This is a genomic window from Desulfovibrio sp., from assembly GCF_009712225.1.
In the GTDB taxonomy this organism is placed as follows: domain Bacteria; phylum Desulfobacterota; class Desulfovibrionia; order Desulfovibrionales; family Desulfovibrionaceae; genus Desulfovibrio.
In genome coordinates this window covers 204,375-227,485 of the sequence record NZ_WASP01000006.1, presented here as the reverse complement: position 1 = coordinate 227,485, position 23,111 = coordinate 204,375, and the positions used below count along the sequence as shown (strand labels likewise).

The following is a 23,111-nucleotide window of genomic DNA, read 5'->3' as shown; positions in this document are numbered from 1 at the left end:
CTTTTTTCCGGTTGCGCAGAGAGTCAGCATCTGGTTTTGTGGCAAGGTATCTTACCAGGTCTCGCCCTACTGCTCCTGCCCGACAACAAATGTTTCAGGTTTGCGGCGTGTCAGGCAGTTGGTCTCTAGCATGCCCACAATCCTGGTTACCAGCGGATCGTCGAAAACTCTGGCTTCTTCAGGGCAGATCTTAACGCAGGCGCAACAGCGTATGCAGCCTTGCGCAGTCAGGTGCGGTGCGGCGTCGCTGATGACACCCACAGGGCAAACACTCGCACACAGACCGCAGCCGGTACAGGTGTCAAACGTCCTTGGCCGGATATCCACAGCTGGCGGCAGGGTCTTGTACGGGCGGTTGCCGGGGACATGCACTCTCTCCCCCGGCCCCTGGGCAATTCGCCTGGCCGCCTTGCGGGCAAACGCGGCCAGGGCTGCCATGTCCTGCGCATCTGGTCGGCCAGCGCCAACCTTGCGCGTATAGCTGTGCTCTGCCACAAAGGCCCCTGCGGCCAATACAGAAAACTGCTGCACATAGAGCAGCTCAACCGCTTCCAGCAGGGCGTCGTCATAGTGTCTGTTGCCATACACGGCCAGCGGCACGACATACACACCCTGCCCGGCAAGCCGTCCAAGCGGCTCAAGCAGCAACTGCGGTACACGCCCCGCATAAACGGGAAAGGCGAAAACCAGCACATCACCCGCATTGGGCGAATATGCCGCTGCACGCCCTCCGGGGAATGTCCAGTCCCAGTCTTCGGCATGGGTAAGCCCAAGCTCCTGCGCCAGAACACTGGCTGCTTCCTGCGCCATGGCGCGGCTGCTGCCAGTGGGGCTGAAATATACTGCGTGCACGTTTGTGGACATTTGCTCCCCCTTTCCTGTTCATAAAAAAGCGGGCTGTGGGTACAGCCCGCTTTAACTATGCATTCTGTGGTGCAGTGCCGTAAACCAGGCACAGCAGGGTTCGACCTACCAGGCCTTGCCCTTGCTTTGCTCATGGCCAACGATACCGCCAGCCAGTGCGCCAACACCCGCGCCAGCCAGCGCGCCCCAGGCAGCAGAACCGCCGGCAATGGCGGCTACGCCAGCGCCACCAAGTGCGCCAAGCGCAGCACCGCTGGCAACGCCCTGCTGGGTTTTGCTCATATTGGTGCAACCGATGCCGCTGGCAAAGATGGCCGCCAGCAAGGTGACAATCAACAGTTTTTTCATTTCTGCTCTCCCGAAAACCCGTTAGACAACGGGTCTGCTATTTCTTCGCATCCAGGCGGGGCTCGATGATTTCGCGCCAGATAACATTCATCACCGGGCGGTCAAGCCTCTGCGGGTTGGCCGTGTACCAGTCATCCACCAGTTTGACAACCTCTGCGCGGCTCATGCCCTTGAAGGCCTTCATCCAGCCTTTTTCAAAGGGCGAGAGGGTGTACACCGGACGTTTGCCCTCCTTGGTCGCTTTTTCCACAACCTTGCCGTTTACAAAATATTCAACGGTGATCGCGGTTTCGACACCAAAAAGAAAGGCAAGCTTTTCCGCTTCCGGGGTTTTTTGCCACACGGCACCCGTAAGCTGGTCCACAGGATTTGCCTTGGAATTATCGGCTTCAGGCATGATTTCCGTAGCGCGAACCGGAGCGAACGCCAGGACAAGTGCAAGGCTTAGGGCCAAACACAAAACCGACTTTTTCACGATAAGCTCCTTGAGTTGAGTAACCCTTTGCAATGCCGCTCGCCGGATTGTTTGCCATTGAGCGGTTCAAGCCAGGCGGCAAAGCCGCCGGGGCACAGGCCCCATGTGTCTTATAGTTTACCCAAAACACCACCGGTATATCAAGCGCGAAAAAACCGGCTGTTTTGCTCAAACAGCCGGTTCAAGTCCAGCACGGCACTGTGCGCCGCCTAGATATCATATGTGTCGTGCGGTTACGCCCCGGCGGCCTCGCCGATCAACTGGCGGAAACGGCCAAAAAGGTACTGGCCGTCGCGGGGTCCTGCCGCCGCTTCGGGGTGGTACTGCACGCTCATGACAGGCAGGGTTTTGTGACGCAGGCCTTCAAGAGTGTTGTCGTTCAGGTTGATGTGCGTGGCCTCCACATCGTTAACGCCGTCGAGCACCACATGAAAACCATGGTTCTGCGACGAAATCTCGATGCGTCCGGTGGTCAGGTCCTTGACCGGGTGGTTGCAGCCGTGGTGACCAAACTTGAGCTTGTCGGTGGTGCCGCCAAGGGCGTGGCCGATAAGCTGGTGACCAAGGCAGATGCCCGTAACCGGGAACATGCCCACAAGCTCGCGCACAAGGGCGATCTCTGCTGTCAGGGTTGCCGGGTCGCCGGGGCCGTTGGAAAGGAACACGCCCTTGGCTCCGCTGGCCTTGGCCTGCGCTGCGTTAAAGTTCGGCGGCACGGCAAGGGGTTCAAAACCCGCCTCGCACAGGCGACGCAGAATGTTCCACTTGATGCCATAATCGTATACCAGCAGGGGCAGGCCCGTGCCGCGCCACTCATATGCGCCATCGGCCCCAAGGCTTACCTTTTGCGGCTGGTTGTCAAACCACGCGTAGGGTTCCTGGGCGGCCACAAAGGGCACAAGGTTGCGCCCTTTCATGGTGGGCTGGGCGAGCACTTTTTCCTTAAGAGCAGCCGGGTTCAGCTCCCTGGTGGAAATCATGCCGCGCATGGCGCCGTTGATGCGCAGGTGGCGGGTAAGGGCGCGTGTATCGAGCCCTTCCATGCCAGGTGTGCCGTACTTCTGCAAAAAGGCGGGCAACGCCATCACAGACTGCCAGTTGGAGGGCTCCTTGCAGCATTCCTTTACCAGAAAGGCGCTGCAGTGCACGCGGGCCGATTCCATATCAGCCTCGCATATGCCGTAGTTACCCACCAGCGGATAGGTCATGCATACCATCTGACCATAATAAGAGGGGTCGGTGAGCACTTCCTGATAGCCAGTCATGCCCGTGGTGAAAATCACTTCACCGCCGGTTTCAAAGTCTCCGGTAAAGGATTTGCCTTCCAGCGTAAATCCGTCTTCCAGCACCAGCAATGCTTTCATAACTTACCCCCGCGCTTCCCGCGCGTAGTATTCCTGCAAACTTTCCACATGGGTCTCTGCCCGCCGCGAACCGATGGCCGTGGCCGTGGCGCGAGCTGCGGCAATGGTGGTGCAGTAAGGAACCTTATATGTAAGGGCCGCATGACGGATGGCCTTGGAATCCCTGGCCGTATGCTTGCCCGATGCCGTATTGATAACCAGAGCAACCTCATGGTTGATGAGCAGGTCCACAATGTTGGGCCGCCCTTCGTAAACCTTCAGCACTTCTTCAACTTCAAGCCCGTGCTCACGCAGCACGGCTGCCGTGCCGCGCGTTGCCAGCAGGTGGAAACCAAGCTTGGCAAACATATCGGCCACTTCGGGCAGATAGGGCTTGTCGCGGTCGTTGACCGACAGGAAGAGCTTGCCACCCTGCGGCAACACCTGACCAGCACCCAGCTGGCTCTTGAGGAAGGCCTCGCCAAAGTTTGAGCCCATGCCCATAACTTCGCCGGTTGAGTGCATTTCGGGTCCAAGTATCACGTCCACGCCCGGAAAGCGCTGGAAAGGCAGCACAGCTTCCTTGACGCAGGTAAACCCACCCTTGCGCATGCTCCAGGGGTCCAGTTCCTCAAGGGTTTTGCCCAGCATCACCTGGGTAGCCAGGTAAGGCAGGGGCACACCCGTGGCCTTGGACACAAAGGGAGCCGTGCGTGAGGCGCGGGGATTTACCTCAAGTATATAAACATCGTCGCCCTTGATGGCAAACTGGATGTTCATGAGCCCCACAACCTTGAGCTCGCGGGCCAGGGCTTCGGCCTGTACCGCAATGCGGGCCACGTGGTCGTAAGAAAGCGAATACGGGGGCAGCACGCAGGCCGAGTCGCCAGAGTGGATACCGGCTTCCTCGATGTGCTCCATGATGCCCGCAACGTACACTTCCTTGCCGTCAGAGAGGGCGTCCACGTCCACTTCCACCGCATGCTCAAGGAACTTGTCGATGAGGATGGGGTGTTCCGGCTTTTCGGGAACCTGGGTGTGGAAGTAGTCCTTGAGCTCGGCGGCGTCGTACACCACGGCCATGGCGCGGCCCCCCAGCACGTAGCTGGGCCGCACAACCACGGGGTAGGTGATGCGCTCGGCCACGGCCAGAGCGTCTTCAAGGTTCATGGCCGTGCCGTTCGGCGGTTGCAGCAGCTCAAGCTTTTCAATCAGTGCCTGGAAGCGCTCGCGGTCTTCGGCTCGGTCAATGGCGTCGGGGCTGGTGCCCAGAATGGGCACGCCAGCGCGCATGAGCGGCACGGCGAGGTTCAGCGGGGTCTGACCGCCAAACTGCACAATGACGCCCTCGGGCTTTTCCCTTTCCACAATGTTCATCACGTCCTCGAAGGTCAGGGGCTCAAAGTAGAGCCTGTCCGAGGTGTCGTAGTCTGTGGAAACGGTTTCGGGGTTCGAGTTGGCCATGATCGCCATCACGCCCGCGTCGCGCAGGGCAAACGAGGCATGGCAGCAGCAGTAGTCAAACTCGATGCCCTGACCAATACGGTTGGGGCCGCCGCCAAGAATGAGCACCTTGCGGCAGTCTTCAATCTTGATTTCGTCGCCACGCTCGTAGGTGGAGTAAAAATACGGGGTGTAGGCCTCGAATTCCGCGGCGCAGGTATCCACCAGATAATAGGTGGGCTCCACGTCCATTTCCTTGCGCATGTGGCGAATGTCGGCCTCGCCCATCTTCCACATTTCCGCCAGCTGGCGGTCGGAAAATCCGTATTCCTTGGCTTCGCGCAGCATGTCGGCCAGCGCCTTGTTGGCGGTGGTCATGTCGTTGGCAAGGCCAAAGTTGCTGATGCGCTTTTCCATTTCAACGATGTCGCGCACCTGACGGATAAACCAGGGGTCGATGGCCGAAACCGCAAATATTTCTTCTTCGCTGATCCCGGCCACAAGGGCCTGACGCAGCGAAAACATGCGCCGCGAGTTAGGCCGGTGCAGGGATTCGAGAATGGTTTCGCGGTCGGGCAGCTCGGAACGGAAGCTGTAGCCAAGGCCGGTGGCGCCAATTTCCATGGAGCGCAGGCCTTTTTGCAGGGCTTCCTTGAAGGTACGGCCAATGCTCATGGCTTCGCCCACGCTCTTCATGGAGGTGGTGAGCTCGTCCTTGGCACCGGGGAACTTTTCAAAGGTAAAGCGGGGAATCTTCACCACGCAGTAGTCGATGGCGGGCTCAAAGCTGGCCACGGTTTCGCGGGTGATGTCGTTGTTCAGCTCGTCGAGGGTGTAACCCACGGCCAGCTTGGCTGCGATTTTGGCAATGGGGAAACCCGTGGCCTTGGAAGCCAGCGCCGACGAACGCGAAACGCGGGGGTTCATTTCGATCACCACGATCTCGCCGTTGGCCGGGTTGATGCCGAACTGCACGTTACTGCCGCCCGTTTCAACGCCGATTTCGCGCATGATGGCAATGGAGGCGTCGCGGATGTTCTGGTATTCGACATCAGAGAGGGTCTGCACCGGGGCCACGGTGATGGAGTCGCCCGTGTGCACGCCCATGGGATCAAAGTTTTCAATGGCGCAGATGATGACGCAGTTGTCCTTGGCGTCACGCATCACTTCCATTTCAATTTCTTTCCACCCAAGCACGCTCTGCTCAATCATGACTTCAGAGGTGGGGCTGGCCGAAAGACCGCTGGCCGCGATGGATTCGAGGTCTTCCATGTTGTAGGCCACGCCGCCGCCCGTGCCGCCAAGCGTAAAGGCCGGGCGCACAATAAGGGGAAAGGGCAGCACGTTGCCGAGCTGGCGCACGTCTTCGATGGTGCGGGCAATGCCGCTGGCGGGCATCTTGAGGCCGATGTGTTCCATGGCCTCGCGGAACAGTTCGCGGCTTTCGGCTTTTTCGATAACGTCGGCGCGCGCGCCGATAAGCTCAACGCCGCATTCCGCCAAAACGCCGCTCTTGGCAAGCCCAAGAGCGGCGTTCAAAGCCGTCTGACCGCCAAGCGTAGGCAAGAGAGCGTCGGGGCGCTCTTTTCGGATGATTGCGGCAAGGGTTTCCTGCTCGATGGGTTCCACATAGGTGGCGTCAGCCATATGCGGATCGGTCATGATGGTAGCCGGGTTGGAATTGACCAGCACCACCTCGTACCCTTCTTCCTTGAGGGCCTTCACAGCCTGTGAACCGGAGTAGTCAAACTCGCAGCCCTGGCCAATGATGATCGGGCCCGCGCCGATGACAAGAATTTTGTGTAAATCCGAACGCTTGGGCATTGAACTTTCCTGCGGATTTTGAGATCAGAGGTAATGACGCGGCACAGGCGCGCCGATTTGCATAAAACGATTGTTTTTATTCCACAGCTGGTATAAAAGTCAAGTTTTTCCTTCGGCCAAATGAATACGCAGGCTTGCGGGCGACCCACTGCAGCCCAGTTCAGGCCCGTCAGGCGCGCATTGCGGCTCTATGCCCGTGGGCGCTGCCAGCGGGCGGCACAAAGCCCTTGCCTCGCACATTTTTTTGCGCAATAATTTTTCTCTTGAATCCACAAGGGGGCTCCTTACATGCAAGATGTTAAAAAAGTCGTTCTCGCCTACTCGGGCGGGCTTGATACTTCTGTTATCCTCAAATGGCTCATCGAGACCTACAAGTGCGAGGTCATTGCCGTTACCGCCGACCTCGGCCAGCCCGAAGACCTTTCCGGCGTGGAAGAAAAGGCGCTGCGCACCGGCGCTTCCAAGGCCTATGTGCTTGACCTGCGCGAAGAAATGGCAAAGGACTTTGTGTTTCCCATGATGCGTGGCGCGGCCCGCTACGAGAACCGCTACCTGCTGGGGACCTCCATTGCCCGTCCGCTGATCGCCAAGGCTCTTGTGGACATCGCCCGCAAGGAAGGCGCCGACGCCGTGGCCCATGGCGCCACCGGCAAGGGCAACGACCAGGTGCGTTTTGAATTTGCCGTCAGCGCCATTGCGCCCGACCTCAAGGTTATCGCCCCCTGGCGCGAATGGGACCTCATGTCTCGCACGGCCCTTACGGCTTTTGCTGAAAAGCACGGCATCCCCATTTCGAGCGATGCCAAGCGCTACAGCATGGACGCCAACATGATGCACACGAGCTTTGAAGGCAGCGAGCTGGAAAATCCCGGCAACGCGCCCGACGCTTCGTGCCACCAGCGTTGCGTGCCTGTGGAAGAAGCGCCCGACACGCCCGAGATCATCAGCGTTGATTTTGAACACGGCAACCCCGTGGCCGTTAACGGCGAACGCCTCTCCCCCGCCGCCGTAATCAAGACCCTCAGCGAAATCGCCGGGCGTAACGGCATTGGCCGTGACGACATGGTTGAAAACCGCTTTGTGGGCATGAAGTGCCGCGGCGTGTACGAAAACCCCGCAGGCACCCTGCTGTTTGCCCTGCACCGCGACCTTGAAGGCATCTGCATGGACCGTGAGCTGCTCGGCATCCGCGACATGCTGGCCGTGCGTTACTCGCAGTGCGTGTACAACGGTTTCTGGTATTCGCCCGAACGCGAAGCCATGCAGGTGTTCATGGACAAGTCGCAGGAGAGCGTCACCGGTACCGTGCGCGCCAAGCTTTACAAGGGCGGCGTGTGGCCCTTGGCCCGCACCTCTGCCAACTCGCTCTTCTCCGAAGATCTGGCCACCTTTGAAGGTGGCAACTACGACCACAAGGACGCTGCTGGCTTCATTCGCCTCAACAGCCTGCGCCTGCGCCTGCACGCCGCCGTGCAGAGCAAGCTGGGCAAGTAGTCTTGAAGGGCCGCATGCTGTCCACATTTGCGGCGGCATGCGGCTTTTTGGAATATGGAACGCCTTTCCCGGAGCCTGTGCCGTAATGGTTCGGCCATTGGCGGCAAAGCCGCGCGCTTTGCGGAAAAGTAACGCAACAGGTTCCGGGGGAAGCGGCGTTTGCCATAAGCAACGCGGTTTCCCCCGATTCATTTTTTACTGAAAACGGACAGACCATGAAGACCAACCAGAGCTGGGGCGGCCGCTTTGCCGAAGGCCCCAAGGAAGCCGTGGCCCAGTATACGGATTCGCAATCCTACGACAGGGCGCTTTACGCCCAGGATATCCGCGCTTCACAGGCGCATGCCCGCATGCTGGGCCGCCAGGGCGTCATCAGCCAGAGCGAGGCCCGGATTCTGGTCAACGGTCTGGACCGCGTACGAGAAGAAATCGAGGCTGGCAATTTTGTGTGGAAGCCAGAACTTGAAGACGTGCACATGAATATCGAGGCGCGCCTCACCGAGCTTGTGGGAGATGTGGGCAAAAAGCTGCACACGGGCCGCAGCCGCAACGATCAGGTGGGCCTGACCTTTCGGCTTTTTGTGGCCGACCGCCTCGAAACCTGGCGGCAGCGCGCGGCCTACCTGTGCTCTGTGCTGGCCGAAAAGGCCGCCGAACACAAAACGGATATCCTGCCCGGCTGCACCCACCTGCAGCCCGCCCAGCCCGTAAGCCTTGCCCACCACCTGCTGGCATACGCCTCCATGTTTCGCCGCGACGCCATGCGCCTTGAAGACACCCTTGAGCGTGTGCGCATTTCACCCCTTGGCGCGGCTGCCCTGGCCGGAACAACCTATCCCCTCGACCCGCAGAGCGTGGCCGACGAGGTGGGCTTTGCCGATATTTACAGCAATTCCATGGACGCCGTTTCTGACCGCGACTTTGTGCTCGAAGCCCTTTTTGACGGTTCGGCCATCATGATGCACCTTTCGCGCCTGTGCGAAGAAATCATCCTGTGGGCCAACCCCGCCTTTGGTTTCGTGCGCCTTTCCGATGGTTACTCCACCGGCTCGTCCATCATGCCGCAAAAGAAAAACCCTGACGTTGCCGAGCTCATGCGCGGCAAGACAGGGCGTGTTTACGGCGCGCTTACCGGCCTGCTCACGGTCATGAAGGGTCTGCCCTTGGCCTATAACCGCGACATGCAGGAAGACAAGGAAGGTTTCCTTGATGCTGACCGCACGGTCGAAGCCTCGCTGCGCCTCATGGCGGGCATGCTTGAAGAACTGACCTTCCGCACCGACCGCATGCGCGAAGCCTGCAAGGCCGGGTTCCTCAACGCTACCGAGCTGGCCGACTACCTCGTGGGCAAGGGCATTCCCTTCCGCGAGGCGCACCACATCACCGGTCAGGCCGTGGCCATGGCCGAAAAGGCTGGCAAGGGCCTTGAAGATCTTACCCTCGGCGAGCTCCAGATTCTTGAGCAGCGCATTGATGATTCGGTTTTTGCCATTCTGGAATACGCCGCAGCCGTGAGCCGCCGCGAAACCCCCGGTGGTACTGGCCCCCACTCTGTTGAAACCCAGCTTGCACAGATGCACGAATGGCTTGGCCAGATTCTGGGCAAGGATTAGTGCTGAAAACGGAGTAATGTGCCATGTCCCTGTTTGATATGGAAAACCGGCAGGAACCGGGGGCGGAAGCCCCCGCCACCGTGTGCTGGCCCCAGTGGGCGGAAGACGCGCGGCTCGACGATGCTCTCGCCGCGTCAGCCTACGAGGCCACGCCCGCGCACCTGCGCGCCGCCGTCAAAACAGGGCTGGCGCTGGCCCACATGCACTTTGGCGAAAGCACCACCAGCCATCGCAACGAGATCCGCAACACCCATCTGGGGTTCTGGCGGCGCTCCATAGCGCACCCCGCGCCCTGGGCGGTCATTGCCTTTACGCCAGCCTATGCGGCGGCGGCCCGCCTTGCGGCGGCCTGCATGCCCGCTCTGCTGGGCGGCGTGCCCCTGCTTGGGGCCGTGTGCGTGGGTGGCACGCCTTCTGCCAACGCGCTTGTCACTCTGGAGCTGGCGGGCGTGGAAGACATCTTTGTCATGGACAGCGCAGGCCTCTGCGCCCTGCTGGAAGAAACACAGCCGGGGCCGGGGCGGCTGGTGCTGCTGCACAAAGGTGAGCTTGATGCCGTTGCCGGGGCCGCCAGAACGCTGGATCTGCCCTGCTATGAAGAACGCCGCTCGCCCGTGCTGTGCCTGCCCAAGCCTGATGCCTTTGACCTTGAGGCGCTTGCCTTTGCGCAGGCTGAAGCGCTCGAAGCGGCGCTTGATGCCCCTCTGCTCCTCTCACCGGACGCTACCTATCTTGCGCCCGTGGCGGCGCTGGGCCATTGCCGCGAACGCCGCACCGGCCCCTTTCCCCACAGCAGCGCGCCTGCAATTACACCAGGATGTGAAGGGTTCTGGCTGCATCCCGGCCTCACGCCCGATTTCTTCCGCGTGCAGCGTCAGGCATTTGGACTGCTGTAATCTGGCGCAAGGCCCTGCATCGGGCCATTACATCGGCCAGTAACGCGACAGCCGCAATCATAAAGCAACACCACGCTTTGGGAGCCAAACCATGCCCAGCATCAAGCATATCCGCAACATAGGCATTATTGCCCATATCGACGCGGGCAAAACCACGCTTTCAGAGCGCATGCTCTTTTACAGCCGCAAGATCCACCGCATGGGCGAGGTACACGACGGAGCAGCCACCATGGACTACATGCCGGAAGAACAGGAACGCGGCATCACCATCATGTCTGCCTGCACCACCTGCCAGTGGGGCGACAATACCATCAACCTTATCGACACCCCCGGCCATGTGGACTTTACCATTGAAGTAGAGCGTTCACTGCGCGTGCTCGACGGAGCCGTGGGCGTATTCTGCGCCGTTGGCGGGGTTGAGCCACAATCGGAAACCGTGTGGCGGCAGTCAGAAGATTTTGGCGTGCCAAAGATCGCCTTTATCAACAAGGTTGACCGGCTGGGCGCGGATTTTGAAGCCGTGCTCGAGGCCATGCGTCAGCGCCTGCAGGCCAATGCTGTGGCCCTTACCATCCCCATGGGGCAGGGCGAAGACTTCAGCGCAGTGCTTGATCTTGTAAACGAGCAGACCCTTGCCTTTGATCAGGCCGATCAGGGGCAAACCGTGCACCGCTCCCCCTTTACAGCTGAGGAAGCAGCCCTCGCCGCTCCCTGGCGTGAAACTCTGCTGGAAAAACTGGCCGAGGCTGACGAAACCTTTGTAGATCTTTATCTTGAGGGCGCGTTCACGCTTGCCGATGTGCAGGCCGCCCTGCGCCGTGCCACGCTTGCCCGCGCAATCACGCCCGTATTCTGCGGTTCTGCCCTGCGCAACATGGGCGTGCAGCCGGTGCTCGACGCCGTTTGCAGCCTGCTGCCCTCGCCCGCCGATGTTCCGGCTCCTGTTGGGCACGATGCCGAAGGCAACGAAATTGTGGTGGAGGCGACTCCCAATGCTCCCGCTGTGGCGCTGGTTTTCAAGGTACTGATGGAAAACGGTCGCAAGCTGTCCTTTGTGCGCATGTACGCGGGCCGCATCCACGAGGGCGAAAACCTGCGCAACACCGCCAACGGCAAGGACGACCGTCTGGGCCGCATATACCGCCCCCATGCCGACCGCCGCGAGCAGCTTGAAAGCGCCGAGGCGGGCGAAATTGTGGTGGTCGTTGGTCTGCGTTCGGCCCATACGGGCGAAACATATACCGCCCGAGAGCGCCAGCTGGCGCTGGAAAGTATCGACGCTTACGCGCCGGTCATCACTCTTGCGCTCGAACCCCGCAATGCCGACGAAAGCAAGATTCTGGACGAAGCCCTCGCCAGATATACCGAAGAAGACCCGACTCTGCTGGCACAACTGGACGACGACACTGGCACCCGCAACGTTTCGGGCATGGGCGAGCTGCATCTGGACGTGCTGCTTGAACGCATGAAGCGAGAATACGGCATCAGCCCCCGCGCGGGCAACCCGCAGGTAGTGCTGCGCGAAACAGTGCGCAAAGAGGCCGAGGCCGCCGTTGTGTTTGACAAGGAACTGGGTAAGGAGCGCCATCAGGGCTCTGTGGTCCTGCGGGTTGCACCGCGTACCAGAGGCACGGGCAATGTGGTTGAGGTGGGCGACTTTTTGCCGCAGGATGCCGCCGAGGCCCGCAAGATACTGCCCAGAATCTATCTGGATGCCGCCATTGAAGGCGTGCGCGACGCCCTGCAATCGGGGGACTTCACCGGCTACCCTGTGGAAGATGTTGCCGTAACGCTCACCTCGGTGGAACGGCAGGAGGGCGTGACCACGGTTCCCGGCAGCCGCATGGCTGCGGGTCAGGCCCTGCGCGAGGCGCTGGCTGCGGCCTCGCCTGTGGTTATGGAGCCCGTGATGCGCGTTGAAATCACCGCGCCGGAAGACTTTCTGGGCGCGTCCATCACAATGTTCACCACCTGCGGCGGCAAGGTTGAAGACATGGAAGACCACGGCGGCCGCAAAACCCTGCGCGGCACAGCGCCCCTGCGTCGCCTGTTTGGCTTTTCCACCTCCTTGCGTTCGGTCACCCAGGGCCGCGCCGGGCTGGTAATGACCTTTGACCGCTTTGACCTGCCCTGAGGAACCATGCAGCAACACGAAACCACACACGGCCAGCCCCGCGCCAAGAAAAGCCTTGGACAGCACTTTTTGAAGCGCGAGGACATCTGCCGCCGCATAGCCATGCTGCTGTTGCCCAAGCCCGACGACATGGTGCTTGAGATCGGCCCAGGCCCCGGGGCTCTTACCCGCGCCATTGAGGAACAGCCTCACGCGCGTCTGCTGCTGCTTGAAAAAGACGACCACTGGGCGGCGGAACGCCAGCGCCTTGGCGAGGTCCGCACCCAGGCCGTACTTACCGATGCCCTGCGCTTTGACTGGCGGCGCATAACGCCCCAGACTCCGTGGAAGATCATTGGTAACCTGCCCTACAACGTGGCCTCACCCCTGATCTGGGACATTGTTTCGCGGGCCACTGGCTGGAAGCGTGCAGCATTCATGGTGCAAAAAGAAGTGGGCCAGAGGCTGGCGGCGCAACCCAACACCAATCACTACGGCGCGCTTTCCGTATGGGTGCAAAGCTACGCCCGACCGCGCATGGAATTTATTGTTGGCCCAGGTGCATTCAGCCCACCGCCCAAGGTCGATTCCGCCGTGCTGTCGTTTGATCCCCTGCCGCCAGAGAGCAGACCCGCCCACCCCGAGGTGCTGTCAAAACTGTTGCGCGTGTGCTTTCAGCAGCGCCGCAAGCAGCTTGGCGGCGTTTTTCGGCGCAGCGGCCTGCCCGGTCTTGAGACGGCGCTTGAAAAAACCGGGCTCGACCCAAGCCTGCGCCCCGAAGCACTCGCCAACAAAGATTTTCAGGCGCTGGCCGCTTTTTGGGCCGAGCAGCTTGACAATAATGCATAAAAAGTTTTGAGTTTAGCCACTGTCTTTTAAACGTAATGCATGGCGGCCTTTGCCGTTCTTGCTTGCTGGCAGAAACTCAAGCCGGGGAAATTTTTCAGGAGGATGTGCTGATGACTAAAGCTGATCTGGTTGAAAAAATTGCCGCCAAGGCAAATCTGACCAAGGCTGCTGCTGAGCGTGCCCTTAATGCCTTTCTTGGTTCTGTAGAAGACGCACTTGTCAAAGAATCCAAACTGACCCTCACGGGGTTTGGCACTTTTGCGGTTGAAACGCGCAAAGCTCGCCAGGGCCGCAACCCCCGCACGGGCGACACGCTCACCATCCCTGCCTGCAAGATTCTCAAATTCCGTCCCGGCAAGATGCTCAAGGACTCCCTGAACTAGCTTTTTGAGCCGTTACGCCTGAGCGTAACGGCTTTTTTTGCGCCAGCCGACGCGTGACCGTTGCCCATGGCTGTTGCCATGGGGAGGCCCGCCGGGCGTAGCCCCGTTTCGCAGGCTCTGACGCTGCACATGGTACAAAGGCGCGAGGGACAAGAGCCGGTAAGGAAAAATATTCATTTTTCCGCTCTTTGGACTTGCCTTTTTGCCAAGTGAAGGCTACAAGAGCAGTTCATATTTTGAGGGCCATGGTCTTTGATCGTGCCCCACCGCCGAAGGGGGTGATTTTCTTGCCCGGAGTTTTTCTTAACGACGACGACTATAACTTCGACATCGCACTGCGCCGCTTTAAGAAGCAGGTAGAAAAGGCGGGCGTTCTTTCTGAAATGAAGAAGCGCCAGCACTACGAAAAGCCCAGCGTTATGCGCAAAAAGAAGAAGGCCGCCGCCCGGAAGCGGCTGATGAAAAAAATCAGGAAGATGAACATGGCCTAGGCATTTCTGCCTGGTGCCCATTGAAGAGCACCGCTCGACAATGCGGCAGGCCGCGCGATGCCAGCCATCGCACCGTTCATTCGGCCAGTTATGCGGGAGGCCCCTGGGGCTTCCCGCGTTTTCTGCTTTTCTCCACCCTTCACCCCACCACCGCCATGACCGTCACCACCACGCTTTTTGAGCAGATCGAAAAAGACTACATCCTTGCCTACAAGGCCAAGGACAGTGTGCGCCTTACCGTGCTGCGCCTTCTCAAAACGGCGGTAAAAAATCGCCTGGTGGATCTCAGGCGTCCCGGCGGCAGCCTTGCCGATGAGGAAATGCTTGATCTCATCATCAAGGAAGGCAAGCAGAGGCAGGATTCCATCGACCAGTTCACGGCTGCTGGCCGCACAGATCTGGCTGACAAGGAAGCCGCAGAGCTTGTTATTCTCAAGGAATATCTGCCCAAGCCCCTGTCGGCTGAAGAACTTGCGGCCCTTATCGACGCCACTGTGGCCGAGGTGGGCGCTACTTCGCCCAAGGATATGGGCAAGGTCATCTCTGCCATCATGGCGGGCCACAAGGGCCGCGTAGATGGCAAAGCCCTTTCCGAAGCGGTCAAGAAACGCCTGCAGCCCTAGGTTCCGGCCTTTTTTCAAGGGGCAGGCCCCCTTTCCGTGTCCCGTTTTGAGTTGGCATGCAATCTTGCGGGAGTCGTTGCGTCTTGGAGCAAACAGCCTTGTACAGCCTGCTTACGCCCTTGGGGCGGCTGCCTGACCGCGCGCGCCATGCTTTGACGCGCCCTCTGGGCGGCATTGCGTTTGCGCACGCCTGAGCCCCGACGGTTCACGACTTTTATGACCGCAACACGGGCAAGCGCGCTTTTTTGCGCGTAACCCCAACGCTTTAAGGCAGTTATCGCATGATCCACGCCCGCACGCTCAACGCCCTCGAATTTAACCGCATTGCCGATCAACTCGCCGCTCTGTGCCTTTCTGGCGTGGGGCGCGAACGCGCAGAGGCCATTGCCCCGCTGGAAGATGCGGAAGCCGTTACCCTCGCCACCCGTATCTATGAAGAAGCCGCAGACTGGTCCAGCCGTCCCGCCACGGGCGGCGCGGTGTTCTGCGTTTGCGCTTTTCCTGATGTAAGCGGCCTTTTGCGTGCGGCAGAATCAAGCCGCGCTCATACCTTTCAGCCCGATGTGGACGCCTTTTGGGCACTGCGAGAAGTGCTGCACCTCGCCAAGGAGGCCCACGCCTCCATAGCCCAGCCCGAAGCCGCCACCCGCTGGCCGCACCTGCTGGCCATGGCCGACGGCTCTCCCCTGCCCGTACAGCTCACGGCGGCCCTGCTGCGCTGTATTTCAGATGACGGTCTGCTGCGCGACGAAAGCTCGCCCGAGCTCTACCGCCTGCGCGGCGAACTGCGCCGTCTGCACCAGAGCTGCATGCGCAAGGTCAAGGACTTTGCCATGCAGTACAACATGCTGGCCTACCTGCAGGACGAGTTCATGACACTCTCGTCCGACCGCTACGTGCTGCCCCTCAAGGCCAACTTCAAGGGCCGCATGCAGGGCATCATCCACGACTGGTCGCAAACGGGCGAAACCTGCTATTTTGAACCCATGTTTCTGGTTGAGATCAACAACCGACTGCAGGAACTGAAACGCGAAGAAAGAGAAGAAGAACGCAAAGTTCTGCTCTACATGCGCAGCCTGCTCGAGGCGGAACTGCCCGGCGCGCGGGCGGCCCTTGAGCTGCTGGCTCAGCTCGACGTTTTGCAGGCCAAGCGCAAGCTGGCCGCCCTGTACGATGGCCGCTGCCTGCCGCTTACGCCCGTGGCCGAGGGCATTCAACTGCTTGATGCCCGCCACCCTCTGCTGCTGCTCAATCGCGTTGCCGAAGCCGCCAGCGACAAAAACAAGGATTCCAGAACCAGCGCTGCAACAAGTGCCCAGAGTCGGGTACGCCCCCTTGATATTGTGCTGCGCCCCGGCGAGCGCGCCCTGGTTATCACCGGCGGCAACGCGGGCGGCAAAACGGTATGCCTCAAAACCCTTGGGCTTATCGCGGCCATGACCCTGAGCGGTCTGCCCGTGCCCGTGGGCGCGGGTTCGCACCTGCCATGGTTCAGCAGGCTTGATGCCTTTATCGGCGACGAACAGAGTCTTGCCGACAATGTTTCTACCTTTACCGCCCAGATAGAGCACCTTGCCAAAGCCTGGAAGCATCTTGACGCCAGCAGCCTTGTGCTGCTCGACGAATTTGGCGCGGGCACAGACCCGGCTCAGGGCGCTGCCCTTGCTCAGGCCGTACTTGACGAATTGCTGGACAAACATACCTTTGTTCTGTCGGCCACGCATTTTCCTGCGCTCAAGAGCTATGCCCTCACGCGCGAAGGCGCACGGGCGGCCTCCATGCTGTTTGATCCGCAAAGCAAAAAGCCCCTGTTCCGGCTGGCCTACGATCAGGTGGGAGCCAGCCAGGCTCTGGACGTGGCGCGTGAGCACGGCCTGGCGGAAAGCATTGTGCGCAGGGCGGAACATTATCTGTTGCAGGATGGTCAGGACGCCACGGCCCTGCTGGGCAGGCTCAACGACTTGGCCGCCACGCGAGAGGAAGAACTGGCCGAGCTCAAGCGTGAGCAGGAAAAAACCCGTCGTCAGACGCAGGACCTGCGCGAAAAGCTGGACAGGGAACGCACACGCCTGCACGACGAGGTGCGCACCAAGGCTGGCGAACTCATGCGCGCGTGGAAAGAAGGCCGCGCCACCCACAAGCAGGCGCTCAAAGAAATGTCGCGCCTGCGGGCCTCGCTGGCTCCCGCACAGGACGAAGCAGCAGAAGGCCAGTCTGTACTGCCCCAGCCCCAGACCTTCACCGCTGGGCAACAGGTGCTGCACACCGTATTTAACAAGCACGGCGTGATCACCGATGTGGACGAACGCCGAGGTCGTGTGCGCCTTGAGATGAACGGTGTGAACCTGTGGGCTGAAATGAAGGCCCTGCGCGTGCCCGGCCAGACCGCCGCACCGCAGACCAAGGTTGCCACTCGGGGTGTGGTTGGCCGCAACTCTGGCGGCGAGGGTGCCTCGCTGCGCCTTGATATGCGCGGCATGCGGGCCGATGTGGCCCTTGCGGAACTGGAACGCTTTATGGACAAGGCACTGCTTGCAGGTTTTTCAGAGGTGGAAGTGGTACACGGCAGAGGTACTGGCGCTCTGCGCCGTCAGGTGCACGATTTTCTGCGCGGCTTTCCGGCTGTGGGGCATTTTGCCCTCGCGCCCGAAGACCGTGGCGGCGACGGCATGACCATTGTGAACTTTAGATAACACGCAGGCGTGTGACCCATGCAGTCGAGGGACGCAATTCGCGCCATCAAGGAGCGCCTTAATATTGTTGACGTTGTGCGCCGCTATGTGGAGCTCAAACGCAACGGGCCGCGCTGGGTTGCGCCCTGCCCCTTCCACCAGGAAACCAAGCCTTCCTTTTCTGTAAACGAGGATCAGGGGCTTTTTTACTGTTTTGGCTGCCACGCTTCTGGCGATATTTTTGATTTTTACAGCCGCATCAACGGGCTTGATTTCAAAGAAACACTTGAACAGCTGGCCGGTGAAGCGGGCGTTACCATTGATCGCGGCCCGCGAGATCCACAGCGCGACGGGCAGGAACGCAAGCAGCGCTCGGCACGTCAGCAGATGCTGCGCATGTACGAGCTGGCCGCAGGTCACTTTGCCTCGGCGCTGGAAAGTCCCGAAGCTGAAGAATGCAGGCGGTATATAGAAAAACGCGGTTTGAGCGATGAGATAGTACAGCGCTTTGGCCTTGGCTGGGCCCGGCGCGAGTGGCAGTCGCTGGCCGATGCCCTGCGTCGCGCGGGTTTTGACCTGCGCATGGCCGCAGAGGCCGGGCTTGTGGGGCAATCGAGCGGCGGGCGACCATACGACAGGTTTCGCGGGCGACTCATCTTTCCCATCAAGAGCCTGTCAAACCAGATTATCGCCTTTGGCGGCCGTATTATCGCCGATGAGGAAGAAGCCAAGTATATCAACAGCGCCGACACGCCCCTGTATAAAAAGGGGGAGCACCTTTACGGGCTGGCGCAGGCGCGGCGCGGTATTGTTACCAAGGGCCGCGCGTTGTTGACAGAGGGGTACATGGACGTGCTTACCCTGCACCAGTTCGGCTACGACAATGCTGTTGGTGTGCTGGGCACGGCCCTTACTCCGGAACAGATAAAACGCCTTTCGGGTTTTGCATCGCAGATGACGCTGCTGTTCGACGGCGACCGCGCCGGACGCAAGGCAGCCCTGCGCTCCTGCGAAATGCTGCTTACACGCGGCCTTTCGTGCAGCGTGGTGATCATGCCCGAAGGCGAAGACATAGACAGTTTGCTGCGCGGCCAAGGCCGTGAAGCCTTTGAGGCATTGCAGACACAGGCCCCAGACGGCCTGCGTTTTTGTGTGGATGTGCTCAAGGCCCTTGCCCCGCGCGAAACAGTGGAATGGGCGCGCAATTTTTTGCGTCAGCTTGATATTCCCGAGCTCATCAGCCCGTATATTTCACGGCTGGCGGCGCATCTGCAGCTTTCAGAAGCTGACCTGCGCGAAGGCCTGGCCGGTACGCGCGGGCAGCGTAAGGAAGGTCAGCCACAGGCTTTATCAACCACACGGTCGCGCCAGAATATACGCGATCGCGAAATAATGTTGTTTGCCGTGCGATACCCCCACCGCCTGCGCGACATGCAGGAAATGGGGGCAGACCTTGCCCTGAGGTCTGAAATTGCCCGGCGGCTGTGGGACAAGATTGAAACCTACGGCCCGGAAGAAGTGTTTTACCAGCTGGACGAACGGGAAAAAAACTTCTGGTGCAAAAGTCGTGGCCCAGAGGCTGCCCCGTGCGACAGTGGCGAAAAAGAACTGGAATTATTGCGACAGTCGCTAGACCGATATTACGCTTCAGCTCAGGCATCCTCACTGTCGGCGGCCATGCGGGCCAATACCGGCATAGGTGACTTTGAAGCTGATTTAGATTATCTTCGCGCACTTAAGGAAACCTTGGAGAAAGGGCATGAGCAATCTTAAAGATATCCAGCAGATACAGTCCCTTATTGCCAAAGGCAAGGGCGCGGGCTTTCTGACCTTTGAAGAGGTCAACAAGGCCCTGCCCGTTGAAATGAGCACGCCTGAGCAATTTGAGGAAATAATCGGCATCTTTGAACAGCTCGAAATTGTCATTGTGGATTCGGAAAAGGACGGAAAAAAAATTTCCGCTGCTGCTACCGAAACCGACGAAGACATTACCGAAGGTTCGCTGGATCTGTCTGAAGACGAGGAATCTGCTGATTATTCCTCGCGCAGCACCGACCCTGTGCGCATGTATCTGCGCGAAATGGGCGCCGTGCCCCTGCTCGACCGCGATGGCGAAGTTGTTATCGCCAAAAAGATCGAAATGGGCGAACAGGACGTGCTGTACGCCCTGGTTGAAGTGCCTGTGGCCGTTGAAGAACTCATCAATGTTGGCGAAGACCTGCGCCAGAACCGCATCAAGCTGAAAGATGTGGTTAAAACCATTGAAGAAGACGACCCCAGCGAAGACGAAATGAACCAGCGCACCCGCGTTATCTTGCTGCTGGACGAAATAAAACAGACCTTCAAGAAAAAGCGCAAGATTTACAAGAAGCTTGACGCCTGCGCCTGCATGGACCGCCGCGTTACCGCAGTGCAGAAAGAAATCATCAGCTTCAAGGACGAAATCGTCACACGTCTGCGCGATATCAAGCTGGAAAAAACGCTCATCGACCGCATCATTGAAACGGTTGAAGACTACGTGCGCCAGATGCACAACTGCCAGCGCGACCTTTCGGCCTACATTCTTTCCACCGGGCGCACCCAGGCAGAAATTCAGGCCATGTTCGATGGTCTGGACAAGCGCGAGGTGAACCCCAACGATGCGGCCCGCGACCTAAAGCTGAGTGTGGACGAGCTGTTTTCGTTCAAGGAAATGATCATCGGCAAGATCGAAATTCTCAGCCGTCTGCAGGAAAAGTGCTGCCACAACGTCACTGATCTTGAAGAAGTGCTGTGGCGCATCAAACGCGGCAATACCGCCGCCATGCGCGCCAAGCAGGAGCTTATCCGCTCCAACCTGCGGCTGGTTGTTTCCATTGCCAAAAAATACACCAACCGTGGCCTGCAGTTCCTTGATCTTATCCAGGAAGGCAACATCGGCCTCATGAAGGCCGTGGACAAGTTTGAATACCAGCGTGGCTACAAGTTCTCGACCTACGCCACATGGTGGATCCGTCAGGCCATTACCCGCGCCATTGCCGATCAGGCCCGCACCATCCGTATTCCCGTGCACATGATCGAAACCATCAACAAGCTTATCCGCACCTCACGCTACCTTGTGCAGGAACTGGGGCGCGACCCCACGCCCGAGGAAATCGCCGAGCGTATGGAATACCCGGTGGAAAAGGTCAAGAAAGTGCTCAAGATCGCCAAGGAGCCCATCTCGCTCGAGACGCCCATCGGCGACGAAGAAGATTCGAGCCTCGGCGACTTTATTGAAGACAAAAAGGCCGTTGCACCGGCTGAAGAAGTCATCAATACCAAGCTCTCCGAGCAGCTTGCCGCCGTTCTGGCCGACCTTACCCCCCGTGAGGAACAGGTACTGCGCAAACGCTTTGGCATTGCTGAAAAGAGCGACCACACCCTTGAGGAAGTGGGCAAGCTCTTCAACGTAACACGTGAACGTATCCGGCAGATCGAGGCCAAGGCCCTGCGCAAGCTTCGCCACCCAGTTCGCAGCCAACCCCTGCGTTCCTATTACGAAAACTGATTGTAATCGTGCCTGCCCCGCAGGGGATTCTGGCGGGCCGGCGCGGGGTTTGAAGCCAAAGGCCATTCCGCACACCGATAGCAACGGATGAGCATAGCCCACATGCTGAACCACATGCCAAAGCTTTTCAGCCGGTCTTCATTTTTGGCTGGCAAAAAACATACCCCGGCGCAAGTCTTTGCGCTGATTCTTTTGTGTCTGCTGGCGCTTACGGGCGCAGCAAGCGTCGCCCCGGCTGCCGATCAACAGGCTGCCACAGGCAAGGTTGCCAAATGCTTTGACGGCGACACCCTCAAGCTTACAGACAGACGCACTGTCCGTCTGGCGGGCATTGACGCCCCTGAAATGGACCACGGCAAACGCAAACCTCAATACTATGCCCGTGAGGCCATGGATCAGCTTACGCATCTGGCCCAGGGCAAGGAAGTGCGCCTTGTTTCTGTGGATCCCAAGGGCAAGGACCACTATGGCCGCATCGTGGCCGACGTCATCCTGCCTGACGGGCATTCGCTTTCAGACACCATGGTCCGCAACGGCGCGGCCTTTGTGTACCCTCACAGCGAGCTGAACTCTCATTTTCAGGAGAGGCTGCGCAAGTTACAGCACGAGGCCATTGCCGCCCGACGCGGCATGTGGGCGCATATACTCACCCTGCCTGCCGCAAAAAAGACCTACCTCGGCAACCGCGAATCCATGCGCTTTTTCCCCACCGACTGCGCCGAAGTGCAGCACATCAAACCGCGTAACCGCGTGTTTTTCGGCACACTTATGGACGCGTTTATGGCCGGGTACGCACCGGCACGGCCCTGTAACTTCTGGCCAGATGCAAAATGAACACTACTTTCCCCCTGCTTGAACAACAGGCTCTCGTTGTTTTTTCTGGCGGGCAGGATTCCGCAACCTGCCTTGCCTGGGCTCTCAGTCGCTTCAAACGGGTATTCACCCTGGGTTTTGATTACGGACAACGCCACTCTGTAGAGCTTGCCTGCCGCATGCGCGTGCGCGAGGGCATTACTGCGCTCAACCCCCTGTGGGCTGAGCGTCTTGGCTCAGATTGCCTGCTCGACCTTGATATTTTTCGCCAGCTGGCCGACACGGCCCTGACCTCCGACACGCCCATCGACGAGCACGGAGCCAACGGCCTGCCCAACACCTTTGTGCCGGGCCGCAACCTCATGTTTATTCTGCACGCGGCCGCCTGGGCCTATGCCAAAAATATCCGTCACATTGTGCTGGGCGTCTGCCAGAGCGATTACTCCGGCTACCCCGACTGCCGCGACGACAGCATCAAGGCCATGCAGGTGGCGGTAAACAGCGGCATGGACGCGCAGTACACCCTGCACACGCCCCTCATGTGGCGCAGCAAAAAAGACGCCTGGATGCTTGCCCGCGAGTTGGGCGGCGATGCGCTGGTAAACCTGATTGTAGAAGAAAGCCACACCTGCTACTTGGGCCAGCGCGGCCAGCGCGAACCCTGGGGCTATGGTTGCGGCACATGTCCGGCCTGCCGCTTGCGCGCAGCGGGCTACGCGGCCTACGACCAAGCACTGGCCGATGGCCAGAACTGCCAGAAGGATAAAGCCTGATGTCCAAAAAGCAGCTCAGCGCAGCACAAGGGCTGGAAGCGGCCTGCATACTCTTTCAGATCAACAGCAAGACCGCCGATATCATCAACATGGCCAGCGGTGCGCAAATGCCCGAGGAATACCTTTCCGGCCCCGGTGCGGAGATGTTCTGCGCCGAATGGCGCGCCTTTGTGCATGCCGTGGTTACAGCTGCCATCATGCAGCACGCGCCCAATACGGTTTTTCTGGCCTACCTGCGGCAGACCGGCAACCTGCTGGCCGACGCCAGCGGTAGTTTTGACAGCGCCGACGAGAAGGCAGTCAACGCAGCCCTCAACGCCTTTGTGGATGGCCCTTTTGCCCAGTACATGCCCCTGCTGGCGCAGGAACAGCAGGCCCAGTGCCCCGATCTTTTCTGCCAGCGGCTTGCAGTGCAGGCTGCCAACCTGCGTGGTCAGGCCAGCCCGCCGGACGACCACGCCAAGGCGCGCCTTGCTGCCATTATGGCCATGGTTATCAGCGCCGTGTGGGACAAACTGGAGCAGTACGACATTCAGGCTGACTAGCCAGTCCTCCCCCAAACGCT

General features: G+C 59.6%; 19 protein-coding genes. 14 read left to right on the top strand and 5 right to left on the bottom strand.

Annotated elements, in window-relative coordinates; all coding sequences use genetic code 11:
• Nucleotides 1-66 precede the first annotated feature (66 nt).
• The 5 genes from F8N36_RS06400 to carB all read right to left on the bottom strand — a co-directional run bounded on the left by F8N36_RS06400 (nucleotide 67) and on the right by carB (nucleotide 6,297).
• Nucleotides 67-864 (bottom strand): 4Fe-4S binding protein, encoded by a 798-nt coding sequence (locus F8N36_RS06400; RefSeq protein WP_291331972.1) that lies wholly within the window; start codon nucleotides 862-864, stop codon nucleotides 67-69.
• A gap of 105 nt (nucleotides 865-969) precedes the next feature.
• On the bottom strand, nucleotides 970-1,212 hold the full coding sequence (locus F8N36_RS06395) for a glycine zipper domain-containing protein (protein WP_291331971.1): 243 nt from the start codon (nucleotides 1,210-1,212) through the stop codon (nucleotides 970-972).
• A 37-nt stretch (nucleotides 1,213-1,249) separates the two neighbouring features.
• Entirely contained in the window at nucleotides 1,250-1,609 is a 360-nt protein-coding gene (locus tag F8N36_RS06390; protein WP_291331970.1) for a hypothetical protein, read from the bottom strand.
• A gap of 311 nt (nucleotides 1,610-1,920) precedes the next feature.
• Nucleotides 1,921-3,051: a glutamine-hydrolyzing carbamoyl-phosphate synthase small subunit gene (gene carA / locus F8N36_RS06385; RefSeq protein WP_291331969.1), complete on the bottom strand. Its 1,131-nt coding sequence runs from the start codon at nucleotides 3,049-3,051 to the stop codon at nucleotides 1,921-1,923.
• Between the two features lie 3 nt (nucleotides 3,052-3,054).
• Nucleotides 3,055-6,297, bottom strand: a complete 3,243-nt coding sequence (gene carB, locus F8N36_RS06380; RefSeq protein WP_291331968.1) for a carbamoyl-phosphate synthase large subunit — start codon at nucleotides 6,295-6,297, stop codon at nucleotides 3,055-3,057.
• A 288-nt stretch (nucleotides 6,298-6,585) separates the two neighbouring features.
• Here carB and F8N36_RS06375 point away from each other — a divergent pair, with 288 nt between their 5' ends.
• The 14 genes from F8N36_RS06375 (at nucleotide 6,586) to F8N36_RS06310 (ending at nucleotide 23,091) form a co-directional block, all read left to right on the top strand.
• Complete coding sequence (locus F8N36_RS06375) at nucleotides 6,586-7,791, top strand: argininosuccinate synthase (RefSeq protein ID WP_291331967.1); 1,206 nt, start codon at nucleotides 6,586-6,588, stop codon at nucleotides 7,789-7,791.
• A gap of 215 nt (nucleotides 7,792-8,006) precedes the next feature.
• Nucleotides 8,007-9,404, top strand: a complete 1,398-nt coding sequence (gene argH, locus F8N36_RS06370) for an argininosuccinate lyase (protein ID WP_291331966.1) — start codon at nucleotides 8,007-8,009, stop codon at nucleotides 9,402-9,404.
• A 23-nt stretch (nucleotides 9,405-9,427) separates the two neighbouring features.
• Nucleotides 9,428-10,300 carry a hypothetical protein gene (locus F8N36_RS06365; protein WP_291331965.1) on the top strand — a complete coding sequence of 291 codons (873 nt, stop codon included), beginning with the start codon at nucleotides 9,428-9,430 and terminating at the stop codon, nucleotides 10,298-10,300.
• 91 nt (nucleotides 10,301-10,391) lie between these two features.
• A complete protein-coding gene (gene fusA / locus F8N36_RS06360) occupies nucleotides 10,392-12,434 on the top strand; it encodes an elongation factor G (RefSeq protein ID WP_291331964.1) in 2,043 nt (680 codons plus the stop codon).
• A 6-nt stretch (nucleotides 12,435-12,440) separates the two neighbouring features.
• Nucleotides 12,441-13,262, top strand: a complete 822-nt coding sequence (rsmA, locus tag F8N36_RS06355) for a 16S rRNA (adenine(1518)-N(6)/adenine(1519)-N(6))-dimethyltransferase RsmA (protein ID WP_291331963.1) — start codon at nucleotides 12,441-12,443, stop codon at nucleotides 13,260-13,262.
• Nucleotides 13,263-13,372: 110 nt separating this feature from the next.
• Nucleotides 13,373-13,645 carry an HU family DNA-binding protein gene (locus F8N36_RS06350; protein WP_136399880.1) on the top strand — a complete coding sequence of 91 codons (273 nt, stop codon included), beginning with the start codon at nucleotides 13,373-13,375 and terminating at the stop codon, nucleotides 13,643-13,645.
• Nucleotides 13,646-13,932: 287 nt separating this feature from the next.
• Nucleotides 13,933-14,136: a 30S ribosomal protein S21 gene (gene rpsU / locus F8N36_RS06345; RefSeq protein WP_183718206.1), complete on the top strand. Its 204-nt coding sequence runs from the start codon at nucleotides 13,933-13,935 to the stop codon at nucleotides 14,134-14,136.
• A gap of 155 nt (nucleotides 14,137-14,291) precedes the next feature.
• Nucleotides 14,292-14,759, top strand: a complete 468-nt coding sequence (locus tag F8N36_RS06340) for a GatB/YqeY domain-containing protein (RefSeq protein ID WP_291332593.1) — start codon at nucleotides 14,292-14,294, stop codon at nucleotides 14,757-14,759.
• A 281-nt stretch (nucleotides 14,760-15,040) separates the two neighbouring features.
• Nucleotides 15,041-17,452: a Smr/MutS family protein gene (locus F8N36_RS06335; protein WP_291331962.1), complete on the top strand. Its 2,412-nt coding sequence runs from the start codon at nucleotides 15,041-15,043 to the stop codon at nucleotides 17,450-17,452.
• A gap of 18 nt (nucleotides 17,453-17,470) precedes the next feature.
• Entirely contained in the window at nucleotides 17,471-19,204 is a 1,734-nt protein-coding gene (gene dnaG / locus F8N36_RS06330) for a DNA primase (RefSeq protein WP_291331961.1), read from the top strand.
• Nucleotides 19,191-20,960, top strand: coding sequence for an RNA polymerase sigma factor RpoD (gene rpoD, locus F8N36_RS06325; RefSeq protein WP_291331960.1), 1,770 nt, complete (start codon nucleotides 19,191-19,193; stop codon nucleotides 20,958-20,960). Before dnaG ends, rpoD begins: the two co-directional genes overlap by 14 nt.
• Before the next feature lie 87 nt (nucleotides 20,961-21,047).
• On the top strand, nucleotides 21,048-21,794 hold the full coding sequence (locus tag F8N36_RS06320) for a thermonuclease family protein (RefSeq protein ID WP_291331959.1): 747 nt from the start codon (nucleotides 21,048-21,050) through the stop codon (nucleotides 21,792-21,794).
• The gene (gene queC / locus F8N36_RS06315) at nucleotides 21,791-22,546 is read left to right on the top strand and encodes a 7-cyano-7-deazaguanine synthase QueC (RefSeq protein ID WP_291331958.1); all 756 of its coding nucleotides are present in this window, start codon (nucleotides 21,791-21,793) and stop codon (nucleotides 22,544-22,546) included. Before F8N36_RS06320 ends, queC begins: the two co-directional genes overlap by 4 nt.
• Nucleotides 22,546-23,091: a serine/threonine protein kinase gene (locus F8N36_RS06310; protein WP_291331957.1), complete on the top strand. Its 546-nt coding sequence runs from the start codon at nucleotides 22,546-22,548 to the stop codon at nucleotides 23,089-23,091. The genes queC and F8N36_RS06310 overlap by 1 nt, the downstream gene beginning before the upstream one ends.
• Nucleotides 23,092-23,111 lie beyond the last annotated feature (20 nt).

Coding starts and splice junctions, on each gene's coding strand:
- F8N36_RS06400 (WP_291331972.1), bottom strand. CDS start 864: ATGTCCACAAACGTGCACGCAGTATATTTCAGCCCCACTGGCAGCAGC.
- F8N36_RS06395 (WP_291331971.1), bottom strand. CDS start 1,212: ATGAAAAAACTGTTGATTGTCACCTTGCTGGCGGCCATCTTTGCCAGC.
- F8N36_RS06390 (WP_291331970.1), bottom strand. CDS start 1,609: ATGCCTGAAGCCGATAATTCCAAGGCAAATCCTGTGGACCAGCTTACG.
- carA (WP_291331969.1), bottom strand. CDS start 3,051: ATGAAAGCATTGCTGGTGCTGGAAGACGGATTTACGCTGGAAGGCAAA.
- carB (WP_291331968.1), bottom strand. CDS start 6,297: ATGCCCAAGCGTTCGGATTTACACAAAATTCTTGTCATCGGCGCGGGC.
- F8N36_RS06375 (WP_291331967.1), top strand. CDS start 6,586: ATGCAAGATGTTAAAAAAGTCGTTCTCGCCTACTCGGGCGGGCTTGAT.
- argH (WP_291331966.1), top strand. CDS start 8,007: ATGAAGACCAACCAGAGCTGGGGCGGCCGCTTTGCCGAAGGCCCCAAG.
- F8N36_RS06365 (WP_291331965.1), top strand. CDS start 9,428: ATGTCCCTGTTTGATATGGAAAACCGGCAGGAACCGGGGGCGGAAGCC.
- fusA (WP_291331964.1), top strand. CDS start 10,392: ATGCCCAGCATCAAGCATATCCGCAACATAGGCATTATTGCCCATATC.
- rsmA (WP_291331963.1), top strand. CDS start 12,441: ATGCAGCAACACGAAACCACACACGGCCAGCCCCGCGCCAAGAAAAGC.
- F8N36_RS06350 (WP_136399880.1), top strand. CDS start 13,373: ATGACTAAAGCTGATCTGGTTGAAAAAATTGCCGCCAAGGCAAATCTG.
- F8N36_RS06340 (WP_291332593.1), top strand. CDS start 14,292: ATGACCGTCACCACCACGCTTTTTGAGCAGATCGAAAAAGACTACATC.
- F8N36_RS06335 (WP_291331962.1), top strand. CDS start 15,041: ATGATCCACGCCCGCACGCTCAACGCCCTCGAATTTAACCGCATTGCC.
- dnaG (WP_291331961.1), top strand. CDS start 17,471: ATGCAGTCGAGGGACGCAATTCGCGCCATCAAGGAGCGCCTTAATATT.
- rpoD (WP_291331960.1), top strand. CDS start 19,191: ATGAGCAATCTTAAAGATATCCAGCAGATACAGTCCCTTATTGCCAAA.
- F8N36_RS06320 (WP_291331959.1), top strand. CDS start 21,048: ATGAGCATAGCCCACATGCTGAACCACATGCCAAAGCTTTTCAGCCGG.
- queC (WP_291331958.1), top strand. CDS start 21,791: ATGAACACTACTTTCCCCCTGCTTGAACAACAGGCTCTCGTTGTTTTT.
- F8N36_RS06310 (WP_291331957.1), top strand. CDS start 22,546: ATGTCCAAAAAGCAGCTCAGCGCAGCACAAGGGCTGGAAGCGGCCTGC.